This is a genomic window from Kitasatospora sp. Xyl93 (genome assembly GCF_055383135.1).
The window spans coordinates 1104452-1124339 of sequence record NZ_AP029185.1 but is presented as its reverse complement, the minus strand read 5'-3'; the positions used below and the strand labels follow the sequence as shown (position 1 = coordinate 1124339).

Sequence of the window (19888 nt, the reverse complement as noted above, 5' to 3'; positions counted from 1 at the left end):
CGGCTCGTCGCGCCGGAGGGTGGGGGACTTGCCCGCGCATTGCGTCGCAACCTAACTTCTACGCCCGAGTATCGGAACAATCCTTTGATAACTGTTCGCTCACCGAACGCAAAAGGCCTGGTCAGGGTGGGTGGAAAGGTGGCATGGAAACCTCAGATCTGACGCACCGTCAGTGATCGGGCAGGTCGCCAAGCTCTGCTGGGGCTCAAATCGGCCCTGGGTGGGGCGGTCGGACCGGCCGCGGGGGGCGGTCAGACCGGCCGCACGTCGAGGACGGTGATCGAGGCCCCGTCCGCCGGCCGCCCGGTCAGCCGGGCGGCCAGGATCCGGGGGATGTCCTCCTCCTGTGAGTATCCGGGCAGCACGGTCACCTCCGCGCGTCGTACGCCGGGCTCGCCCCGCACCGCGTACGTCACCAGGTAGCCGTACCGCTCCGGCGGCGGCTCCCGGCCCGGGTCGTGCCGGTCCTCCCGGCTCCGGACGGTCATCGCATCGACCTCCTCGGCCCATTGTCGGCGCGGTGTGGCCGATCCTCGCAAATCCGGGCACAGTGGGACTCTCGGGGCATGTCGTAGGAGCATCCCGAGCGTGCTCGGTGCCGGCCGGTACCCGGCGCCGGTCAGGAGCGACCCCATGCAGACCACCTGGAAGGGGACGATCAGCTTCGGGCTGGTCAGCATCCCCGTCCACCTCTACTCCGCGACCCAGGAGCACGACGTCCCGCTGCACCAGGTGCACGCGAAGGACGGCGGCCGGGTGCGGATGAAGCGGTACTGCGAGCGGGAGGAGAAGGAGGTCCCGTACGCGGAGATCGCCAAGGGGTACGAGTCCCCCGACGGGCGGACCGTCACGCTCTCCGACGAGGACCTCGCCGACCTGCCGCTGCCCAGCAAGAAGATCATCGACGTGCTGGCCTTCGTCGACGAGGGCGAGATCGACCCGCTGATGTTCTCCAAGGCCTACTACGTGGGCGTCGCCGACAAGGCCGCCGCCAAGCCGTACGCCCTGCTGCGCGACGCGCTCACCGATTCCGGGCAGATCGCCGTCACCAAGATCGCGCTGCGCACCCGGGAGTCGCCCGCGGTGCTGCGGGTGCACGACAACACCCTGGTGCTCCAGACCTGCATCTGGCCCGACGAGGTCCGCCCGGCGGCCGGCATCGCGCCCGAGGACGACGTCACCGTCCGGCCGCAGGAGCTCAAGATGGCGCGGTCGCTGATGGACACCCTCTCCGAGGACTTCGACCTGTCCCAGCTGCACGACGACTACCAGCAGGCGCTGCAGCAGGTGATCACCGCGCGGCTGGAGGGCGTGGAGGTCCCGCACGAGGAGGAGCCGGGCGAGGCGCCGGACAACGTGATCGACCTGATGGAGGCGCTGCGCAGCAGCCTCAAGCAGGCCAAGGGCGGGCGGGGCGGCGGGGCCGGGGAGGCCGGGGAGGCCGGCGCCGAGGAGGAGCCCGCGCCGCGCAAGCGCGCCCCGGCGAAGAAGACCGCCGCGAAGACGGCCCCGAAGTCCTCCGGGGCGACCTCCGGGAAGGGTGCCACGAAGACCTCGGCGAAGTCCGCCGCGAGCGGTTCGACGGCGAAGAAGACCACCACCCGGAAGTCCTCGTCACCCCGCAAGGCCTCCTGACCCCCACGGGGCCAGGCTCCCCCACCGTCCAGCCGTCCAGCATTGGAGGCGATCCCGATGGACCTGCTGACCTACAAGGAGATCGACGCCCGGGCCGACGCCGACGCCGGCCCCGAAGCCCGCAGGGCCCGGGGCTTCGGGCACCGCGCCTGGCACTGGCTGCTCAGCCTCAGCCCCACCGTGGTGACGTTCATGATCGCGCTCTCGGTCGGCCTCGGCATGATCGCCGCCCAGGTGAGCCTGCTGCCGGTGCTGGTGCCGATGGCGGTCTTCTGGGGCCTGACGATCGTCGCCATGGTCGGCGTGATCGCCCGCTGGATGACCCCGGGGCCGGGCCGGCACCGGATGGCGTCCTGACCCGGCCGGGAGGGCGTGGTCCGGGAGGGCTCAGCCGATCCACACCGTGGTGACGTTGCAGAACTCCCGGATCCCGTGCCCGGACAGCTCCCGCCCGAACCCGGAGCGCTTGACCCCGCCGAACGGCAGCGCCGGGTGGGAGGCCGTCATCCCGTTGAAGAACACCCCGCCGGCCTGGATGTCCCGGACGAAGCGCTCCCGCTCGGCCGCGTCCGTGGTCCAGACGTTGGCGCTGAGCCCGAACGGGGTGTCGTTGGCGACCGCCACCGCCTCGTCCAGGTCGGCCACCCGGTAGACGGTGGCGACCGGGCCGAAGGTCTCCTCCTGGTGGATCCGCATCGCCGGGGTGATGCCGGTCAGCACCGTCGGCTCGTAGAACCAGCCGGTGTCCCAGCCCTCCGGGCGCCCGCCGCCGCACTCCACCCGGGCGCCGCGGGTGCGGGCGTCCTCGACCAGCTCCTCCAGGTCGTCCCGGCCCTGGCGGCTGGCCAACGGGCCGACGTCGGTGGCCTCGTCCATCGGGTCGCCGACCTTCAGCGCGCCCATCGCCGCGGTGAAGGCGGCGGTGAAGCGGTCGTACACGTCGGTGTGCACGATGAAGCGCTTGGCGGCGATGCAGGACTGGCCGTTGTTCTGCACCCGGGCCCGGACGGCGGTGCGCACCGCGGCGTCCAGGTCGGCGCTCGGCAGCACGACGAACGGGTCGCTGCCGCCCAGCTCCAGGACGGCCTTCTTCACCTCGTCCGCGGCGGCGGCCGCGACCGCCCGCCCGGCCGGCTCGCTGCCGGTGAGGGTGACGGCGGCGACCCGGCGGTCCCGGACCACCCCCTCCACCTCGCCCGAGCCGATCAGCAGGGTCTGGAAGCAGCCCTCCGGGAAGCCGGCCCGCCGGAACAGCTCCTCGATCGCCAGCGCGGTGCGCGGCACGTTGGACGCGTGCTTCAGCAGGCCGACGTTGCCCGCCATCAGGGCCGGCGCGGCGAACCGGACCACCTGCCAGAACGGGAAGTTCCACGGCATCACGGCCAGCACCGGGCCGAGCGGACGGTAGCGGACGTAGGCGCGGACGGCGCCGGAGTCGGCGACGTCGGCCGGGGCCGGGTGCTCGTCCGCGAGCAGCGCCTCGGCGTTGTCCGCGTACCAGTGCATCGCCTTCGCGCACTTGGCGGCCTCGGCGCGGGCGGCGGCCAGCGGCTTGCCCATCTCCTCGGTCATGGTGCGGGCGATCGCCTCCTGGTCCCGCTCCAGCAGGTCGGCGGCGCGGTGCAGCAGTTCGGCGCGGGCACCGAACGAGGTGCCGCGGTAGCCCTGGAAGGCGGCCTCGGCGCGGGCCAGCCGCCGCTCGACGCCGGCCGCGTCGAGCGCTTCGAAGGTCTGGACGGTCTCGCCGGTCGCGGGGTTGACGCTGGCGATGGGCATGCGGGGCTCCCAGGAGGGGTGAGGGTCCGGTGGATCTGCCCTCCCACCCTCCCCGACCGCCCGGCTCCGGGCACGCCAACCGCGCGCCCGGCGTGTCCCGGCGGGCGCGCGGTCGGGCGCGGTCACTCCGGCAGCGACTCCACCCGGGCCGCCGCCTCGCGGGCGCGGGCCCCGGCCCTGGTCCGGGCGGCGGTCACCTGCCGGTTGGGGAAGCGGTGCAGGTACTCGGCCTCCAGCTCCCCGGTGCGCAGCGTGTGCCGCTTCAACGCCTCCTCCGAGCCGTACAGGAAGGTCTCGTGGCGCGTGCGGTGGAGCTGCTCCAGCTCGTGCAGCAGCGTGTCGTTGCCCAGGGCGTGCGGGGAGATGCCCGCGGGCCGGATGTGCGGGTCGTCTGCGTGCCGCATCTCGGTGCCTCCTCGGCGGAAGTCCCCTCCTCCAGGGTGCCCGCGGAGCGTCGTCGGTGCACCCGTTCATCAGCGCTCGGATCATAGGATGAATCCTTCACGACCTCCCAGGACCACCCGCTACAGCTCGGACAGATCGCACATGCCGCTTCCCAAGGCCGAACTCCACCTGCACATCGAAGGCACCCTGGAGCCCGAACTCGCCTTCGCGCTCGCCGCCCGCAACGGCGTCGAGCTGCCGTACGCCGACACCGAGGCGCTGCGCGAGGCGTACTCCTTCAGCGACCTCCAGTCCTTCCTGGACCTCTACTACGCGCTGATGGCCGTGCTGCGCACCGAGGACGACTTCGCCGACCTCGCCGACGCCTACCTGGCCCGGGCGGCCGAGCAGGGCGTCCGCCACGCGGAGATCTTCTTCGACCCGCAGGCGCACACCGCGCGCGGGGTGCCGCTGGGCGTGGTGGTGGACGGGCTGACCCGGGCGCTGGAGCGCGGCGAGGAGCGGTACGGCATCAGCACCCAGCTGATCATGTGCTTCCTGCGGGACGAGTCCGCCGAGTCCGCGCTGGAGACCTTCGAGGCCGCCCGCCCCTACTTCGGCCGGATCGCCGGCATCGGCCTGGACTCCGCCGAGGTCGGCCACCCGCCGGTGAAGTTCCGCGAGGTGTACCGCCGGGCCGCCGAGGCCGGGCTGCGCCGGGTCGCCCACGCGGGTGAGGAGGGCCCGGCCTCGTACGTCACCGAGGCGCTGGACGTCCTCGGCGTCGAGCGGATCGACCACGGGCTGCGCTGCCTGGAGGACGGCGAGCTGGTCGCCCGGCTGGTCCGCGAGCAGATCCCGCTGACCCTCTGCCCGCTCTCCAACGTCCGGCTGCGCTGCGTCGACACCCTCGCCGACCACCCGCTGCGGGAGATGCTGGAGGCCGGCCTGCTGGTCACCGTCAACTCCGACGACCCGGCGTACTTCGGCGGGTACGTGGAGGACAACTTCCGCGCCGTGCGCGAGGCCCTCGCGCTCGACCGGGAGACCATGCGGCTGCTGGCCGCCAACTCCTTCCGCGCCTCGTTCATCAGCGAGCGGCGCCGGGAGGAACTCCTCGCCGAGGTGGAGGCGTACGCCTTCTGATCCTCTTCGCGCGGCGGCCCCGCGCGGCAGCGCGTCGGCCCGTCACCCGTCCAGGGGCGACGGGCCGACGCGCTCGTAGTGGAGCAGGGTGACGCCGTTGGTGAAGCGGTGGGTGTCCTTCAGGGCGAGCGGCAGGGGGCGGTCGGCCGGGCGGAAGAACAGGGTGCCGCGGCCGAGCACGACGGGGTGGACGTAGAGGCGGAACTCGTCGACGAGGTCCTGGGCGAGGAAGGACTCGGCCAGGTTCGCGCCGCTGAGGGAGAGGTCCCCGCCGGGGCCGGCGGTCAGGGCGGCCACCGTCTCGGGGGTGACCTCGCGGACGACGGTGGTGTCCCAGTCGGCGCGGTCCAGGGTGCGGGAGAAGACGGTCTTCGGCATCGCGCGCCAGATGCCCGCGAACTCGACCATCGGGGCGTCGGCGTCCGGATCCTGGTCGGCGGTCGGCCAGAAGGAGGCCATCAGCTCGTGCGTCACCCGGCCGGAGACGAAACCACCCATACGGGCGAGTTCCCGGTTGAAGTGGGTGTGCACCTCGTCGTCGACCAGGTGCCAGCCGAGGTCATGGTCCGGGCCCTCGAAGTAGCCGTCGACCGAGAGGGACACGAAGAGGACGATCCTGCGGCGCATGGCACCCACCGGGAGGACGGTCCGCCGCCCTCCCCGCGGAAGGGGAGGGCGGCGGACGGCGGTCAGATCAGGGTGCTCCAGTAGTACCAGAACCGGTTGAGGATCAGCAGCGCGATCACCGCGTACCCCAGGGCCGGGACGACCCAGTGGTAGCGGGCCGCCTCCCGCACGGCCACCCGCAGCCGCGGGCCCACCGGGATCACGCCCGAGCGCAGGTTGTGCAGCGTGGTGTACCAGAACAGCGGGATCACCGCGGCCCACACCACCATGCAGTACGGGCAGAGCGCGCCGATCCGGTACAGCGCCTGGTACATCAGCCAGGTCACGAAGCCGATCCCGAACACCGTCCCGGCCTGCAGGCCGAGCCAGAACCAGCGCCGGTGGGCGGCCCCGGCGAGCAGCCCCGCGCCGATCGCCGTCAGCGCGCCGAAGGCGACCAGCCCGATCAGCGAGTTGGGGAAGCCGAAGGCCTCCGCCTGGTCGCTGCGCATGATCGAACCGCAGCTGATGATCGGATTGATGTTGCAGTTCGGAACGTAGGACGGGTCCTCCAGCAGCCGGATCTTGTCCAGGGTGAGGACCGCCGAGGCGAACAGGCCGACCGCGCCGCCGATCAGCAGCAGCCAGGCGAACGGGCGGCTCGCGCCGAAACCGGGCCGCACCGCGGGGGAGCCGGCCGTCATCCGGTCACCTGCTTGACCATCGCGGTGAACTGCTCGGGCGAGACGGCCTTGCCGTTGCTCAGGACGTCCAGCTTCTTCCCGTCCAGCTTGACGGTCGGGGTACCGGTGACGTCGCTCTTGTTGAACTCCTCGTTGACCTTGGCGGCCCACGGGGCGTAGGTGCCGTCCTGGACGGCCTTCACGAAGCCGTCGGTCTTCAGTCCGGGCACCTGGCCGGCCAGGTCCAGGAGGTGGTTGACGTCGCCGAAGGCGTCGCTGCGCTCGTCCGGCTGGTTGGCGTACAGCACGTCGTGGAAGGCCTTGAACTTGTCCACGCCCTCGTTCAGCGCGGCGCCGGCGGCGGCCAGCGCGGTGCGCGAGCCCTTGCCGCCGAGGTTGTCGTCCAGGAACGTCGCCAGGTGGTACTCGACCTTGTACGTGCCGTCGTCGGCGAGCTGCTGGATCGCCTTGCCGGTGGTGGTCTCCAGCTGCTCGCAGTACGGGCAGCGGAAGTCCTCGTAGACCTCCAGGGTGTGCGGGGCGTCGGCCTTGCCGTAGGTGACCACGGTGCCGTTGCCGCCGCCCGCGTTGGCCGGGACGACCAGCGGGCCGCTCGCGGCGTTCGAACCGGAGCCGGAGGCGCCGCCGACGGCGAAGGCCACGCCCGCCGCGAGGGCGAGCACGGCGGCGGAGACGCCGCCGACCACCACCCGGCGGCGGACGCGCTCGGAGCGCTCGGCCTGGGCCCGGGCGGCGCGCATGCGGTCGGCGGCGGAGGTCTTCTGGGCGGTCCTGCGGGTGTTGCTCATGGGGTGTCGTCCTGTGCTCTCGGGCGTACGGGAGGGCGCGCGCGGCCCGGTCGGGGCCCGCGCGGGGGGGGGAGAGAGAGAGAGACAGCCGGCCGAGCGGTACCGGGCGGGAGGCCCGCTGCTCAGACGGCCAGGGCGAACACCGGCGGACCACGCCGGACGGCCGGACGGACGACGACGTCCTCGGCGGGGACCAGCACGCGGCTGGCCCGGGGGAACGGCACCCGCGCCGGCGGACGGGCCGGCAGCGGGGCGGCCAGCAGCCGCAGCCAGCGGGCGGCGGCCGGCAGGTGGCGCTGCAGGAACTCGCCGAGCATCCGGACGGCGCCGGCCAGGCAGCACAGCGCGGCGTCCGCGCGGCGCAGCCAGTAGGCGCCGGCCAGCGCGATCACCGTGTGCAGCAGCAGGAGCAGCAGCACCCCGGTCCGCGCCGAGACGCCGTGGCCGAGCAGGAAGCCGCCGAGCGAGCCGCCGCCGCACAGCAGCGGCTGCAGGCCGTGCCCGGCACCGGGCGGCAGGGAGGGACAGCTGCTCTGGGCCAGGTCGAACAGCGCGCCGGCGCCCAGCTCCAGCGGGAGGAACACCGCCGCGACCGCCGGATAGCCGCGCTCGCGGCCCGCCAGCGCGAAGGCCACCGCGAACACGGCGGCCCCGGCCGGCAGCATCGGACCGACCGGCAGCGCGCGGCCGGTGACCAGCACCTGGCCCAGCCCGGCGAGCAGCACGACCAGCGCGGCGAAGACCGCCGCGCGGAGCGTCCTGGTGACCGGGCCGATGTCCATGGGACCCGAGTCTGCCACAGGTTGAAACTGGAACGTTCTGTCGGGCGGCGTGCTGTGAAGAGCCTCACCACCCGCACTGAGCTGGGCTTATCCGGCGCTTACGGGTTTGTCGTCGGCGGCGTTCACCCGGGCCTCGACCAGCTCCCGGAAGTGCTCCAGGTCCTCGCGCACCGCCCGCTCGATCGCCCCGGCCTGGGCGAAACCGCGCGGCCCGCCGAACTCCCGGTGCACCGCCTCCGGGTCGTACTCCACCCGGATCTGCACCCGGGTGTGCCGGGCGTCCAGCGGCCGCAGCGCGAAGGCGCCGCGCAGCCGGAGCGAGTCCAGGGTCCGCCAGGCCATCACCCGGCCGCGACCGCGGTCGGTGATCTCGGCGTCGACCGCGCGCTCGGCGCCGGCGACCTCCACCCCGAGGTGGGCGAGGTTCCGGCCGTGCGGGTGGGCGCTGCGGACGCCGTCGACGAAACGGGGGTACTCGTGCACCCGGTGCAGTTGCTCCCAGGCGGCGAGGACGGGGGCGGCGATGTCGATCTGTTCCTCGAGGGTGCTCATGGGGTGGGGACCTCCCTTGGGTCCAGCGTGCGCCTTGGGGGGTGGGGGGGCAATGGGGGGTCTTCGGGGGTGGGTGGGCTTTCGGGAGGGTGGGGGGCCGGGGGCGGCTCCGGGGGTGGGTGCTGCGGGGGCTGGATGATTTTCAGACTGCCGGTCCTGTGCCTGCGGGCTGGGGAGCGTTGGCAGTCTGAAAATCACCCGTCACGCCCCTCTCCGCACCCACCCCCTGCGCCGCCCCCTTCCGCAGCGCGTCCCTCTCGCTGGGGTGGGGGAGGGGTGCGTGGGCGGGGGTGCCTGCTGCTGGGGTGGGTGGGGGATGTCCTGCTGGTGGGACGCCTGCTGGGGGTGGGGGGTGCCTGCTGCTGGGGTGGGTGGGGGCGTGGGGGGCTGGTGGGTCTTGTGTGGGCGCGCGGGTGGGGGTGGGGCGGGGGAGACTGGGCGCATGCCGGAGTTGCCTGAGGTCGAGGCGCTGAGTGCCTTTCTGTCCGAGCGGTTGACCGGGCGGGTGATCGCCCGGGTGCTGCCGGTGGCGATCAGTGCGTTGAAGACGTACGACCCGCCGGTGGGGGAGTTGGAGGGGCGGACGGTCGGGGCGGTGACCAGGCGTGGCAAGTTCCTGGACATCGAGGTGGAGGGGCTGCACCTGGTGGTCCACCTGGCCCGCGCGGGCTGGTTGCGGTGGAAGGAGGGCCTGCCCGTCGAGCCGCCGCGGCCGGGGCCGCGCAATCCGCTGGCGTTGCGGGTGCGGTTGGAGGGTGAGGCCGGGGAGGGGTTCGACCTGACCGAGGCGGGGTCGAAGAAGGGGCTGGCGGTCTATGTGGTGCGGGATCCGGGGGAGGTGCCGGGGGTGGCGCGGCTCGGTCCGGATCCGTTGGACCCGGCCTTCGCGCTGGCGGACTTCGCCGCGTTGCTGCGGGGTGACCGGCGGCGGCTCAAGGGGGTGCTGCGGGACCAGAGCGTGTTGGCGGGGGTGGGCAACGCCTATTCGGACGAGGTGCTGCACGCGGCCCGGATGTCGCCGTACAAGCAGGCCGCGAGCCTGACCGAGGACGAGGTGGCCCGGTTGTACGAGGCGCTCGGTGGCACGTTGCGCGAGGCGGTGGAGCGTTCGCACGGGTTGGCGGCGGGGGAGCTGAAGGCGGAGAAGAAGCTCGGGCTGCGGGTGCACGGCCGGACCGGTGAGCCCTGTCCGGTGTGCGGCGACACCATCCGGGAGGTGTCCTTCGCGGACTCCTCGCTCCAGTACTGCCCGACCTGTCAGACCGGGGGCAAGCCGTTGGCGGACCGGCGGTTGTCGCGGCTGCTGAAGTGAGCCGGGTGGGACGGCCCGCGCCCCACCCGGTGTTCGACCGGGTCAGCGCTTGATCGCGACGCCGCCCCAGTAGTACGCGGCCTTCGGGTCGGCCGGGGGCTCGCCGTCCGGGCGCCAGGCCAGTACCGGGGCGACGCCCGGCTCGACCAGCTCCCAGCCGTCGAAGAAGCGCACCACGTCGTCGTAGCCGCGCGGGACCAGGGTCATCCCGCCGGCCCGGGCGGCCTCGGCGACCTTGCCGACGGCCTCCGGGTCGAAGTCCGGGGTGGGGGTGGTCAGCGCGATGCAGCTGCCGGCCGGCAGGGCGTCGCGCAGCGCGGCGACCCGGCCCCACGGGTCGTCCTCGTCGGCGATCAGCATCAGCACGGCGATCATCAGCAGGCCGACGGGCTGGGTGAGGTCGAGGGTGGCGGTGAGCGCCGGGTCGGCGAACAGCTCCGCGGGCTCGCGCAGGTCGGCGTGGATGTAGGTGGTGCGGCTGGCCGGGGTGGAGACCATCAGCGCGCGGGCGTGGGCGAGCACGATCGGGTCGTTGTCGACGTAGACCACCCTGGTCCCCGGGCTGACCGCCTCGGCGATCTCGTGGGTGTTCGGCGAGGTCGGGATGCCGGTGCCGAGGTCGAGGAACTGGCGGATGCCGTGCTCCCGGGCCAGGTAGCGGACGGCCCGGCCCTGGAAGGCCCGGTTGGCCTTGGCCATCGCCTTGACGCTCGGTACGGCCTGCTCGATGGCCTGCCCCATGGCGCGGTCCGGCGGGAAGTTGGTCTTACCGCCCAGCCAGTAGTCGTACACGCGCGCGGAGTGCGGGGTGGTGGTGTCGACGCCGAAACGTTCCCACTGGCTGAGCTCGGCGTCGTCGTCCCGCGGGCCCTGGTGGGGGAAGTCCTGACTTGTCGTCATGGCCACGTCCTCTGATGGCAGATCATCACACTGGGGAAGGCACAGCGTAGCGGCTCCCGGGGAGGCGGAGCGTCCGGTCGGGGAAGGGCTGTGAAGGGGCGGGGGAGGGCGGGACCGTAGGCCGTCGGAGTGGTGATCGGGAAGGGCGGTGGCGGCCGGGGGATGCATTCAGAATGCTGTCAGATCGTCAGATTACTTCGCGTAGATTGTTGCTGGTTGCGGCTGGAATGTCCCTCCTGGGCGCGGCCGCCGGATGTCGGAGCACCTGGAGCGACGGGGAGGGCGGTGCGGCGGCGGGGGTGGACGAGGCGGTCGTCCCCGCCGTTCCGGTGGGGCCGGAGGGGGTGCCGGCCGGGCCGGGTGCCGTACCGGCCGCGGCGTCGGCGGCCCCGGCGGGTACGCCGTCCGCGGCGGCCCCGTCCGCCGCCGTGCCGAGTGCGGTGCCGGTGCGCCGGGCGCTCACCGAGGCGGAGAGCAAACCGGTGTACGACCTGGATCCGGAGCGGAAGGTGGTGGCGCTCACCATCGACGACGGCCCGGACCCGCGGCACACGCCGACCGTGCTGGCGCTGTTCGAGCAGTACGGGATCAGGGCGACGTTCTTCCTGATCGGCGAGAACGCGGCCGAGCACCCCGCGCTGGTCCGGGAGATCGCGGACCGCGGCCACCACATCGCCAACCACACCTGGACCCATCCCGACCTGCGGCACCTGTCCGAGGCCAAGGTGCGGGACGAGCTGGAACGCACCTCCGACCTGCTGCACCGGGCGACCGGCCGGCAGCCGACCTGGTTCCGGGCGCCGGGCGGGGACTGGTCCACGGCCTCGCTCCGGGTGGCCGCCGACCTCGGGATGCGGAACATGGCCTGGTCGGTGGACCCCCGGGACTGGGCCCGGCCCGGGACCCCGGCGATCATCGACCGGATCCTCAAGGGCGTCCGGCCCGGGTCGATCGTGCTCAACCACGACGGCGGCGGGGACCGGTCGCAGACGGTGGCGGCGTTGAAGACGTACCTGCCGGTGCTGGTCGACTCGGGGTACTGCTTCACGGCCCCGCCGAACTGAGCGGGTTTTCGTACGGGTAGCGGTTTCGACCCTTAAACCACTCGAACGGGTGGGTTGGAAGAACCGTTTCTGCGGATTTTGGGCCTCTAGGGTGATATCGCATCAATAGACCGGGTACCGCCGCGTACCACCTGAAAGGCCCTCACCCATGCGTCTCCGCAACGCCGTGCTCGCCGCCGCCAGCGCCATCGCCCTCGTCCTCGCCGTTCCGTTCTCGGCCAACGCCGCGGAGGGCGACTTCCTCTACAAGGTCGGCCCCGGGGTCCGCACCGGCCTGGCGGACCCGGAGAGCCGCGAGTGCGTCGACCTGCCGTGGACGACCGAGGAGGCCCCGGGCTTCGCGCCGGAGAACCTCACCCGCTCCACGGCCACGGTCTTCCTGGACTTCGGCTGCGCGGGTGACGTGTTCTACGTGATGAGCCCCGGCAAGAAGCTCGGCGACCGGCTGAAGCTGCGCTCCGTCGTCTTCTCCTGAGCGCGCGGTCACCGCGGTTCCGGTCGGTCCGGGAGCCGGCGGACCGACCGGAACCGGCCCCGCCGCACTTCCTGTGGGGCCGTTCGGGTGAGTGGCGTAGCGTGACTGGGGAGGGGGCGCCGTCCCGGCCGCGGAGGAGGAAGCCATGTCCGTACGGGAACTGGACGCGGTGAAGCAGGAGGAATTCGGCGGGCGCGTGCTGGAGGTCCTCAACGACGCCTGCCTGGGGCTGATGACCAGCATCGGCCACCAGACCGGGCTGTTCGACCTGATGGCCGGGCTCGCCCCCTCGACCGGTGAGGAGATCGCCCGGGCCGCCGGGCTCGACGAGCGCTACGTGCGCGAGTGGCTGGGCTGCATGGTCGTCGCCGGGTTCGTGGAGTACGACCCGGCGGAGCGCACCTACGTGCTGCCGCCCGAGCACGCGGCGTCACTGACCAGGGCCGCCGGGCCGGACAACCTCGCCGGGATGATGCCCTTCCTCGCGATGATGGGCGAGGTCGAGCAGGAGCTGCTCGGGCACTTCCGCACCGGCGGCGGGATGCCCTACTCGGCGTACCCGCGGTTCCAGCGGCTCCAGGCCGAGGAGACCGCCCGGGTGTACGACCTGGCGCTGGTGGACGCGATCGTGCCGCTGGTGGACGGGCTGACCGAGCGGCTGCGGGCCGGGATCGACGCGGTGGACATCGGCACCGGGCAGGGCCACGCCGTCACGGTGCTCGCCCGGGCGTTCCCGGAGAGCCGCTTCACCGGCATCGACATCTCCGAGGAGGGGATCGCCGCGGCCCGCGCGTCGGCGGCCGAACTGGGCCTGCGCAACGCCCGGTTCGAGGTCGCCGACTCGGCCACGCTGACCGGGGAGTACGACCTGGTCACCGCCTTCGACGTGATCCACGACCTGGCCCGTCCGACCCGCACGCTGGCCGCGATCGCGGGCGCGCTGCGGCCCGACGGCGTCTTCCTGATGGGCGACATCGCCGCCAGCAGCGAGCTGGCGGAGAACATCGGCCACCCGCTGGCGCCCGCGCTCTACACCTTCTCGACCTTCTACTGCATGACGGTCTCGCTCGGTGAGGGCGGCGAGGGGCTCGGGACGGTCTGGGGCGAGCAGACGGCGCGGCGGATGCTGGCGACGGCCGGGTTCCAGTCGGTCGAGGCGAAGCGGGTCGAGGGGGACGTGCTGAACCTGTACTACGTGGCGCGGCTCGACGGGGCGGCGAACGGCTGACCGGCCCGGCCCTCCCCGGGGTGGCCCGGGCCGGACGGGCGGCGTAGGTTCGAACTGTCCGGCCCGGTCGCCGGCGCCCCGCCGTGCCCCTGTGCCCCGCTGTCGTCGTACGGCCCGCTGTGCCCGTGGTCGGGCTCCGCGGCCTGGGCAGAGCGAAGGAGGGCCTGGGATGACCGGCAACGGCTACGCGCACCCCGAGACGTTGGTCCGCACCGACTGGCTGGCCCACCACCTGGACGACGGGACGATCAGGGTCGTCGAGGTGGACGAGGACACACAGGCCTACGACCGGGACCACATCCCCGGCGCGGTGGGCTGGAACTGGACCACCGATCTGCACAGCCGGGTCGGCCGGGACTACGTCGACCGCGACGGCGTCCAGCACCTGCTGCGGGCGGCCGGGGTCGAGGACGACACCACCGTGGTGCTCTACGGCGGCAACAACAACTGGTTCGCCGCCTACGCCTACTGGCTGTTGCGGCTGCGCGGCTTCGGCCCGGTGCGGCTGCTGGACGGCGGGCGCAAGAAGTGGGAGCTGGAGGGCCGGGAGCTGACCCCCGAGGTGATGGACTACCAGCACACCGGCTACCGGCTCAGCGGGCCCGAACGGCCGGAGCTGCGGGCGCTGCGGGACGAGGTCCTGGCCAAGGCCGAGGTGTTCGCCAAGCCCGGGGCGGACTCGGTGCTGGTGGACGTCCGCTCGCCGGCCGAGTTCCGGGGCGAGCTGATCGCGCCCCCGCACCTGCCGCAGGAGCAGGCGCAGGTGCCCGGGCACATCCCGGGCGCGGTCAACATCCCCTGGTCGCAGGCGGCCAACGACGACGGGACGTTCCGCTCGGCGGAGGAGCTGCGGGCGCTCTACGGGGGCCGGGGCGTGGAGTCGGAGCGCGAGGTGATCGCGTACTGCCGGATCGGCGAGCGGTCCGCGCACACCTGGTTCGCGCTCACCGAGCTGCTCGGGTACCCGCACGTGAAGAACTACGACGGCTCGTGGACGGAGTACGGCTCGCTGGTGCGGGCGCCGGTGGCGCTCGGGACGTGAGTGACGGGAGGGGCGGGTGAGGAGATGTGACGGCTTCGCGGCGCCACTGCGAAGCCGTCATGTCGGCGCGTTTCTTTTCATGAACATCTCACCGGAGGGGAGTGGAGGCGGGGCTTCCGGGACAAGGATCGATCCGACCCAATCGTTCCGGTGATCCCTGGAGGACCACGTGCGCAAGAGGCTGATCGTCTCTGCTGCCAGTGCCCTGAGCCTGTTCCTGGCCGTCCCCGCCTCGGCTTCCGACTTCCGGGCCGGCACGGCCGGGGTCGGCGACTCGTACTACCCGACATACGGCAACGGCGGTTACGACGTCTCGCACTACGACATCCGGCTGAAGTACCAGCCCGCCACCGACGAACTGGAGGGCACCGCCACCATCCTGGCCACGGCGACCCAGGACCTGTCCCGGTTCAACCTCGACTTCGCGCTGAACGTCTCGGAGGTCCGGGTCAACGGGCGGCTCGCGGCCTTCGCCACCAGCGGCGACCAGGAGCTGGAGATCACCCCGGCCCGGCCGCTGGCCAAGGGCTCCCAGGCCACCGTGGTGGTGCGGTACAAGGGCGTGCCCTCCACGGTGAAGAAGTACGGCTTCACCAGCTGGCACCGCACCCCGGACGGCGCGGTGGCGGCCAACGAGCCCGAGGCGGCCTGGTGGTGGTTCCCGAGCAACGACCACCCGAGCGACAAGGCCACCTACGACGTCTCGGTGCTGGTGCCGGACGGCAACCAGGTGATCAGCAACGGCGTGCTGGCCGGTACGTCGTCCCAGGCCGGCTGGACCCGCTACAGCTGGCGCGAGAACAAGCCGCAGGCGACGTACCTGGCGACGCTGGCGATCGGCAAGTTCGACATCACCCGGGACACCACGGCGAGCGGGCTGCCGGTCTACAACGCGTACAGCAAGGACCTCGGCGACAACGCCGACGCGGCGCGGGCGAGCGTCGAGCGCACCGGCGAGCTGGTCGACTGGCTGAGCGGCTACCTCGGCGAGTACCCGTTCAGCTCGGTCGGCGGCTACGTCCCCAACGTCCCGACCGGCTACGCCCTGGAGACCCAGACCCGGATCTTCTACAGCCCCCGGCAGTTCGCCAAGGGCTCCAACACCTCGGTGGTCGTGCACGAGCTGGCCCACCAGTGGTACGGCGACAGCGTCTCGCTGTCGCGCTGGAGCGACATCTGGCTGAACGAGGGCTTCGCCCGGTACGCGCAGTTCCTCTGGTCCGAGCACGAGAACGAGGGCACCGCGCAGGAGTTGGCGGACTACGTCTACGCCTCGCATCCGGCCGACGACCCGTTCTGGACCATCAAGCCGGGTGACCCGGGCCCGGACAACCAGTTCTCCAGCGCCGTCTACGAGCGCGGCGCGGTGGCCGTCCAGGCGCTGCGCAACGCCGTCGGGGACGAGAAGTTCTTCCAGATCCTCAAGGGCTGGCCGACCGAGCGCCGCTACGGCAACGCCACCATCCCGGAGTTCCAGGCGTACGCGGAGAAGGTCTCCGGGAAGAAGCTCGGCGACGTGCTGAACACCTGGCTGTTCACCCCGAGCAAGCCGGCCGTCGGGCCGGTGCCCCCGGGGACGGCGGCCGTGGCCTCGCTGGCACCGGGCGCCGGTGCGGACGCGGGGCAGCTGCCCGCCGAGCCGAAGTCCTGGAAGAAGATCCAGGACACCAACTCGGCGCACGAGGCGCACAGCTGATCGAGCGTCATGCCGTAGGCGCCACCGGCTTCGCGCACGGGTCATGACGGCTTCGCGGCACCGCTGCGGAGCCGTCATGTCGGCGCGTTTCTTTTCATGAACATCTCACCGGAGGGGAATGGGGGCGGGGTTCTCAGGACAGGGATCGGTCGATCCCGTCGATCCGATGAATCCTGGAGGACCACGTGCGCAAGAGGCTGATCGTCTCTGCTGCCAGCGCCCTGAGCCTGTTCCTGGCCGTCCCCGCCTCGGCTTCCGGCTTCCGACCCGGCGCGGACGGCGTCGGTGACCCGTACTACCCGACTCTCGGCAACGGCGGCTACCGCGTCTCGCACTACGACATCCGACTGAAGTACCAGCCCGCCACCGACCGGTTGGAGGGCACCACGACCATCCTCGCCACGGCCACCGAGGACCTGTCCCGGTTCAACCTCGACTTCGCGCTGAACGTCTCGGAGGTCCGGGTCAACGGGCGGCTCGCGGCCTTCGCCACCAGCGGCGACCAGGAGCTGGAGGTCACCCCGTCCCGGCCGCTGGCCAAGGGGTCCCAGGCCACCGTGGTGGTGCGCTACCAGGACGTGCCGTCCACGGTGAAGAAGTACGGCGGCTACACCGCCTGGCGCCGTACGCCGGACGGTGCGGTGGTGGCCGGCGAGCCCGTGTCGGCCGGGTGGTGGTTCCCGGGCAACGACCACCCGAGTGACAAGGCGACCTTCGACGTCTCGGTGCTGGTGCCGGACGGCAGCCAGGTGATCAGCAACGGGGTGCTGACCGGAACCAGCTCGCAGGCGGGCTGGACCCGCTACAGCTGGCGTGAGAACAAGCCGCAGGCGACGTACCTGGCGACGCTGGCGATCGGCAGGTTCGACATCACCACGGACACCACGGCGGGCGGGCTGCCGGTCTACAACGCGTACAGCAAGGACCTGGGGGAGAACGCCGACGCGGCGCGGGCGAGCGTCGAGCGCACCGGTGAGCTGGTCGACTGGCTGAGCGGCTACTTCGGGGAGTACCCGTTCAGCTCCGTCGGCGGATACGTCCCCAACGTCCAGGCCAGTGGCGCGCTGGAGACCCAGACCCGGATCTTCTACGGCCCCGGGATGTTCACCCGCGGCTCCAACACCCAGGTGGTCGTGCACGAGCTGGCCCACCAGTGGTACGGCGACAGCGTCTCGCTCTCCCGCTGGAGCGACATCTGGCTGAACGAGGGCTTCGCCCAGTACGCCCAGTTCCTCTGGTCCGAGCACGAGAACGAGGGCACCGCGCAGGAACTGGCCGACTACGTCTACGCCTCGCGTCCGGCCGACGACCCGTTCTGGAGCGTGAAGCCGGGCGACCCGGGTGAGGACAACCAGTTCTCCGCCGCGGTGTACTACCGCGGCGCGGTGGCCGTCCAGGCGCTGCGCAACGCCGTCGGGGACGAGAGTTTCTTCCGGATCCTGAAGGGCTGGCCGACCGAGCGCCGCTACGGCAACGCCACCATTCCGGAGTTCCAGGCGTACGCGGAGAAGGTCTCCGGGAAGAAGCTCGGCGACGTGCTGAACACCTGGCTGTTCACCCCGGGCAAGCCGGCCGTCGGGCCGGTGCCGCCGGGGGCGGCGGCCGTGGCCTCGGTGGCACCGGGCGGCGACGCGGACGCGGGGCGGCTGCCCGCCGAGCCGAAGTCCTGGAAGAAGATCCAGGAGGCCGCCTCGGCGCACGAAGCCCGTCACTGACGGTACGGGGGAACGGGCCGGCGGTTCCGCGCGTACGGCGGGGACCGCGGGCCCGGACCTACGCCGCTCCCGGGCCGTCCGCCGCCAGCAGTTCGGTGAGGCGGCGGACGGCGAAGGGTATGAGGTCGCGGACCGGGAGCAGCCGGCAGGGCGCGCTGCCGACCAGGACCTCCCGGATGCCCGCCCACTCCTCGAACTCCCGCCCCACCACCGGGAAGTGGGTGCCGTTGTCGTCCGCCACGTCCGGCGCCTCGATCCAGACCCGCTCGCCCTGGATCGCCATCGGGAAGCGGCGGAGCTTGAGCCGGCGGTTGGGGGCGAAGGTCTCGGCGTAGTGCAGGAAGGTGTTGCGGTCGTGGCCGACGCCGACCAGCAGCACGTGCCCGCCGAGGTCGTGCAGCGCGCCGAACGGCGACTCCCGGCCGACGGCGAAGCCGAGTGAGCGCCGGGCGGTGACCTCCCTGGCGTGCGCGCCGACGGCGGCGACCGAGACCTGCGGGTGGGTGCTGCGGAGGCTCTCCGGCAGGGCGCGCAGCGCCTCCGCCACCGCGCCGGTGGCGGAGGGCAGCCCGGGGTGGAACAGCGGGACGCCGGCCCGGAGTTCGGCGAGCTCGGGGCCGGGCGGTCCGGTGTGCCGGGGGGCCGGGTCGCGGACCGTGTCGGTGGTGAAGGTGGGCGCGGCGACGGTGCCGCCGGGCCCGACCGCCTCGCGCAGACTGGCCACCACGGCCGCCGCGCCGCCCTCGACCCGGCCGAGGCTGGAGAGCGAGGAGTGCACGATCAGCGCCATGCCCTCGCGGACGCCCGCCCGGCGCCAGCCCTCGACGAGGTCGGCGGTGGTGAGCGGGCCGGTGCCCGGTGCGGTCATGGTGGTGCCCCCTGGTGACGGTGGTGCTGTTCGTACTGGGATCGTTCGGGGCCGACCATAGCGGGTGGTACTGACATCCGGTCAGGACGGGGTCGCCCTGGCGGGATCAGGGGCGGTCGGCCGGCCGGAACCGCGGGTAGTCGGTGTAGCCGGTGGCCTCCTGGCCGTAGAGGTGGGTGGGGTCGACGGGGGCGAGCGGGGCGTCGGCGGCGAACCGCTCCGGCAGGTCGGGGTTGGCGATGAAGGCGCGGCCGTAGGAGACCAGGTCGGCCAGGCCGGCGGCCAGCACCGCCTCGCCGCGCTCGCGGTCGGTGGCGGCACGGTTCTCGCCGACGTTGCCGATCAGCGGACCGGACCAGCGCGGGCGCAGGTCGGCCAGGGCCGGGTAGTCGTCGTTGTCGGTGAGGTGGAGGTAGGCCAGGCCGAGGCCGTCCAGTTCGGCGAGCAGCGCGCGGTAGACCGGTGCGGGGTCGGCCTCGTACATGCCGAACTGCGGGTTGCCGGGGGAGAGCCGCAGGCCGAGGCGGTCGGGGCCGACGGCCTCGGCGACGGCAGTCACCAGCTCGATCGGGAAGCGCAGCCGGTCGGCGAGGGTGCGGGGGCCGTACTCGTCGGTGCGCAGGTTGGTGTTGTCGGCCAGGAACTGGTGGATCAGGTAGGAGTTGGCGCCGTGCAGTTCGACGGCGTCGAAGCCGGCCGCGAGGGCCAGGCGGGCGGAGTCCACGTGGTCGGCGATCGTCCGGTGGATCTCCTCGCGGGTCATCGCGCGCGGGGTGACGGCCTCGGCCTTGCCGCCGTCCTTGACGTGCACCGGGCCCGGGGCGGGCACGGCGGAGGGGCCGGCCGGGACGTCGCCGAGCAGCCGGTTGAGCGGGTGGCCCTGGCGCCCGCCGTGCATCAGCTGGGCGGCGATCCGCCCGCCGGCGGCGTGCACGGCCTCGGTCACCGCGCGCCAGCCGGCCGCGTGCGCGGGCGTCTCCAGGCCGGGCAGGCGCCAGCCGGACTGGCCCTGCCGGCTGGGCCAGATGCCCTCGGTGACGATCAGGCCGGCGCCGGCGCGCTGGGCGTAGTGCTCGGCGACGACGGGCAGCGGCGTGCCGTCCTCGGCGGCCCGGTACCGCGTCATCGGGGCCATGACGACGCGGTTCGGCAGGTCGAGCCGGCCGAGGCGGTACGGGGTGAGCAGGGAGGAGGTGGTGGTCGTGGTCATGCCGG

Annotated in this window: 21 protein-coding genes; 10 read left to right on the top strand and 11 right to left on the bottom strand. The window is 72.7% G+C overall.

Features of this window, described 5'->3' with window-relative positions:
- Positions 1-251: 251 nt before the first annotated feature.
- Entirely contained in the window at positions 252-488 is a 237-nt protein-coding gene (locus tag ACZ5GH_RS04805; protein WP_387751874.1) for a hypothetical protein, read from the bottom strand.
- Between the two features lie 145 nt (positions 489-633).
- Between ACZ5GH_RS04805 and ku the strand changes: the two genes are divergently transcribed.
- Together ku and ACZ5GH_RS04795 are read left to right on the top strand one after the other, a co-directional pair.
- Positions 634-1635: a non-homologous end joining protein Ku gene (gene ku / locus ACZ5GH_RS04800; protein ID WP_464333525.1), complete on the top strand. Its 1002-nt coding sequence runs from the start codon at positions 634-636 to the stop codon at positions 1633-1635.
- 57 nt (positions 1636-1692) lie between these two features.
- Positions 1693-1992, top strand: a complete 300-nt coding sequence (locus tag ACZ5GH_RS04795) for a hypothetical protein (RefSeq protein ID WP_387751880.1) — start codon at positions 1693-1695, stop codon at positions 1990-1992.
- Positions 1993-2022: 30 nt separating this feature from the next.
- On the opposite strand, the gene ACZ5GH_RS04790 is transcribed toward ACZ5GH_RS04795, so the two are convergent.
- Entirely contained in the window at positions 2023-3411 is a 1389-nt protein-coding gene (locus ACZ5GH_RS04790; protein ID WP_464333524.1) for an NADP-dependent succinic semialdehyde dehydrogenase, read from the bottom strand.
- A 122-nt stretch (positions 3412-3533) separates the two neighbouring features.
- On the bottom strand, positions 3534-3815 hold the full coding sequence (locus ACZ5GH_RS04785; protein WP_360339450.1) for a DUF6158 family protein: 282 nt from the start codon (positions 3813-3815) through the stop codon (positions 3534-3536).
- Positions 3816-3957: 142 nt separating this feature from the next.
- Here ACZ5GH_RS04785 and ACZ5GH_RS04780 point away from each other — a divergent pair, with 142 nt between their 5' ends.
- Positions 3958-4941 (top strand): adenosine deaminase, encoded by a 984-nt coding sequence (locus ACZ5GH_RS04780; protein WP_464333523.1) that lies wholly within the window; start codon positions 3958-3960, stop codon positions 4939-4941.
- A 42-nt stretch (positions 4942-4983) separates the two neighbouring features.
- Here ACZ5GH_RS04780 and ACZ5GH_RS04775 read toward each other — a convergent pair whose 3' ends face one another.
- The 5 genes from ACZ5GH_RS04775 to ACZ5GH_RS04755 all read right to left on the bottom strand — a co-directional run bounded on the left by ACZ5GH_RS04775 (position 4984) and on the right by ACZ5GH_RS04755 (position 8373).
- Positions 4984-5568: a dihydrofolate reductase family protein gene (locus ACZ5GH_RS04775; protein ID WP_387751938.1), complete on the bottom strand. Its 585-nt coding sequence runs from the start codon at positions 5566-5568 to the stop codon at positions 4984-4986.
- Between the two features lie 62 nt (positions 5569-5630).
- Positions 5631-6251, bottom strand: coding sequence for a vitamin K epoxide reductase family protein (locus tag ACZ5GH_RS04770; protein ID WP_387751890.1), 621 nt, complete (start codon positions 6249-6251; stop codon positions 5631-5633).
- Positions 6248-7039, bottom strand: a complete 792-nt coding sequence (locus tag ACZ5GH_RS04765) for a DsbA family protein (protein WP_387751892.1) — start codon at positions 7037-7039, stop codon at positions 6248-6250. The genes ACZ5GH_RS04770 and ACZ5GH_RS04765 overlap by 4 nt, the downstream gene beginning before the upstream one ends.
- Before the next feature lie 122 nt (positions 7040-7161).
- Positions 7162-7821, bottom strand: a complete 660-nt coding sequence (locus tag ACZ5GH_RS04760; protein WP_464333522.1) for a hypothetical protein — start codon at positions 7819-7821, stop codon at positions 7162-7164.
- Between the two features lie 87 nt (positions 7822-7908).
- Positions 7909-8373 carry an SRPBCC family protein gene (locus ACZ5GH_RS04755; RefSeq protein ID WP_387751897.1) on the bottom strand — a complete coding sequence of 155 codons (465 nt, stop codon included), beginning with the start codon at positions 8371-8373 and terminating at the stop codon, positions 7909-7911.
- Positions 8374-8815: 442 nt separating this feature from the next.
- Here ACZ5GH_RS04755 and ACZ5GH_RS04750 point away from each other — a divergent pair, with 442 nt between their 5' ends.
- On the top strand, positions 8816-9685 hold the full coding sequence (locus ACZ5GH_RS04750; RefSeq protein WP_464333521.1) for an Fpg/Nei family DNA glycosylase: 870 nt from the start codon (positions 8816-8818) through the stop codon (positions 9683-9685).
- A gap of 42 nt (positions 9686-9727) precedes the next feature.
- On the opposite strand, the gene ACZ5GH_RS04745 is transcribed toward ACZ5GH_RS04750, so the two are convergent.
- Positions 9728-10585 carry an SAM-dependent methyltransferase gene (locus ACZ5GH_RS04745; protein WP_387746937.1) on the bottom strand — a complete coding sequence of 286 codons (858 nt, stop codon included), beginning with the start codon at positions 10583-10585 and terminating at the stop codon, positions 9728-9730.
- A gap of 227 nt (positions 10586-10812) precedes the next feature.
- Between ACZ5GH_RS04745 and ACZ5GH_RS04740 the strand changes: the two genes are divergently transcribed.
- The 6 genes from ACZ5GH_RS04740 (at position 10813) to ACZ5GH_RS04715 (ending at position 17805) form a co-directional block, all read left to right on the top strand.
- Positions 10813-11649: a polysaccharide deacetylase family protein gene (locus ACZ5GH_RS04740; protein WP_387746940.1), complete on the top strand. Its 837-nt coding sequence runs from the start codon at positions 10813-10815 to the stop codon at positions 11647-11649.
- Between the two features lie 148 nt (positions 11650-11797).
- On the top strand, positions 11798-12124 hold the full coding sequence (locus tag ACZ5GH_RS04735) for a hypothetical protein (protein WP_387746943.1): 327 nt from the start codon (positions 11798-11800) through the stop codon (positions 12122-12124).
- Positions 12125-12269: 145 nt separating this feature from the next.
- Complete coding sequence (locus tag ACZ5GH_RS04730) at positions 12270-13352, top strand: class I SAM-dependent methyltransferase (protein ID WP_464333520.1); 1083 nt, start codon at positions 12270-12272, stop codon at positions 13350-13352.
- Positions 13353-13521: 169 nt separating this feature from the next.
- Positions 13522-14394, top strand: a complete 873-nt coding sequence (locus ACZ5GH_RS04725; protein WP_387746947.1) for a sulfurtransferase — start codon at positions 13522-13524, stop codon at positions 14392-14394.
- A 169-nt stretch (positions 14395-14563) separates the two neighbouring features.
- Positions 14564-16090, top strand: a complete 1527-nt coding sequence (locus ACZ5GH_RS04720) for a M1 family metallopeptidase (RefSeq protein WP_464333519.1) — start codon at positions 14564-14566, stop codon at positions 16088-16090.
- Between the two features lie 185 nt (positions 16091-16275).
- Positions 16276-17805: a M1 family metallopeptidase gene (locus ACZ5GH_RS04715; RefSeq protein ID WP_464333518.1), complete on the top strand. Its 1530-nt coding sequence runs from the start codon at positions 16276-16278 to the stop codon at positions 17803-17805.
- 58 nt (positions 17806-17863) lie between these two features.
- Here ACZ5GH_RS04715 and ACZ5GH_RS04710 read toward each other — a convergent pair whose 3' ends face one another.
- Complete coding sequence (locus ACZ5GH_RS04710; RefSeq protein ID WP_464333517.1) at positions 17864-18673, bottom strand: AAC(3) family N-acetyltransferase; 810 nt, start codon at positions 18671-18673, stop codon at positions 17864-17866.
- A gap of 106 nt (positions 18674-18779) precedes the next feature.
- A complete protein-coding gene (locus tag ACZ5GH_RS04705) occupies positions 18780-19883 on the bottom strand; it encodes an alkene reductase (protein WP_387746956.1) in 1104 nt (367 codons plus the stop codon).
- Positions 19884-19888 lie beyond the last annotated feature (5 nt).

What these genes read in the sequence shown, in the direction of transcription:
- ACZ5GH_RS04790 (WP_464333524.1), bottom strand. Translation starts at nt 3,411, where the DNA reads ATGCCCATCGCCAGCGTCAACCCCGCGACCGGCGAGACCGTCCAGACC.
- ACZ5GH_RS04805 (WP_387751874.1), bottom strand. Translation starts at nt 488, where the DNA reads ATGACCGTCCGGAGCCGGGAGGACCGGCACGACCCGGGCCGGGAGCCG.
- ACZ5GH_RS04775 (WP_387751938.1), bottom strand. Translation starts at nt 5,568, where the DNA reads ATGCGCCGCAGGATCGTCCTCTTCGTGTCCCTCTCGGTCGACGGCTAC.
- ACZ5GH_RS04740 (WP_387746940.1), top strand. Translation starts at nt 10,813, where the DNA reads ATGTCCCTCCTGGGCGCGGCCGCCGGATGTCGGAGCACCTGGAGCGAC.
- ACZ5GH_RS04725 (WP_387746947.1), top strand. Translation starts at nt 13,522, where the DNA reads ATGACCGGCAACGGCTACGCGCACCCCGAGACGTTGGTCCGCACCGAC.
- ACZ5GH_RS04760 (WP_464333522.1), bottom strand. Translation starts at nt 7,821, where the DNA reads ATGGACATCGGCCCGGTCACCAGGACGCTCCGCGCGGCGGTCTTCGCC.
- ACZ5GH_RS04765 (WP_387751892.1), bottom strand. Translation starts at nt 7,039, where the DNA reads ATGAGCAACACCCGCAGGACCGCCCAGAAGACCTCCGCCGCCGACCGC.
- ACZ5GH_RS04745 (WP_387746937.1), bottom strand. Translation starts at nt 10,585, where the DNA reads ATGACGACAAGTCAGGACTTCCCCCACCAGGGCCCGCGGGACGACGAC.
- ACZ5GH_RS04770 (WP_387751890.1), bottom strand. Translation starts at nt 6,251, where the DNA reads ATGACGGCCGGCTCCCCCGCGGTGCGGCCCGGTTTCGGCGCGAGCCGC.
- ACZ5GH_RS04710 (WP_464333517.1), bottom strand. Translation starts at nt 18,673, where the DNA reads ATGACCGCACCGGGCACCGGCCCGCTCACCACCGCCGACCTCGTCGAG.
- ACZ5GH_RS04730 (WP_464333520.1), top strand. Translation starts at nt 12,270, where the DNA reads ATGTCCGTACGGGAACTGGACGCGGTGAAGCAGGAGGAATTCGGCGGG.
- ACZ5GH_RS04705 (WP_387746956.1), bottom strand. Translation starts at nt 19,883, where the DNA reads ATGACCACGACCACCACCTCCTCCCTGCTCACCCCGTACCGCCTCGGC.
- ACZ5GH_RS04735 (WP_387746943.1), top strand. Translation starts at nt 11,798, where the DNA reads ATGCGTCTCCGCAACGCCGTGCTCGCCGCCGCCAGCGCCATCGCCCTC.
- ACZ5GH_RS04795 (WP_387751880.1), top strand. Translation starts at nt 1,693, where the DNA reads ATGGACCTGCTGACCTACAAGGAGATCGACGCCCGGGCCGACGCCGAC.
- ACZ5GH_RS04750 (WP_464333521.1), top strand. Translation starts at nt 8,816, where the DNA reads ATGCCGGAGTTGCCTGAGGTCGAGGCGCTGAGTGCCTTTCTGTCCGAG.
- ACZ5GH_RS04780 (WP_464333523.1), top strand. Translation starts at nt 3,958, where the DNA reads ATGCCGCTTCCCAAGGCCGAACTCCACCTGCACATCGAAGGCACCCTG.
- ACZ5GH_RS04785 (WP_360339450.1), bottom strand. Translation starts at nt 3,815, where the DNA reads ATGCGGCACGCAGACGACCCGCACATCCGGCCCGCGGGCATCTCCCCG.
- ku (WP_464333525.1), top strand. Translation starts at nt 634, where the DNA reads ATGCAGACCACCTGGAAGGGGACGATCAGCTTCGGGCTGGTCAGCATC.
- ACZ5GH_RS04755 (WP_387751897.1), bottom strand. Translation starts at nt 8,373, where the DNA reads ATGAGCACCCTCGAGGAACAGATCGACATCGCCGCCCCCGTCCTCGCC.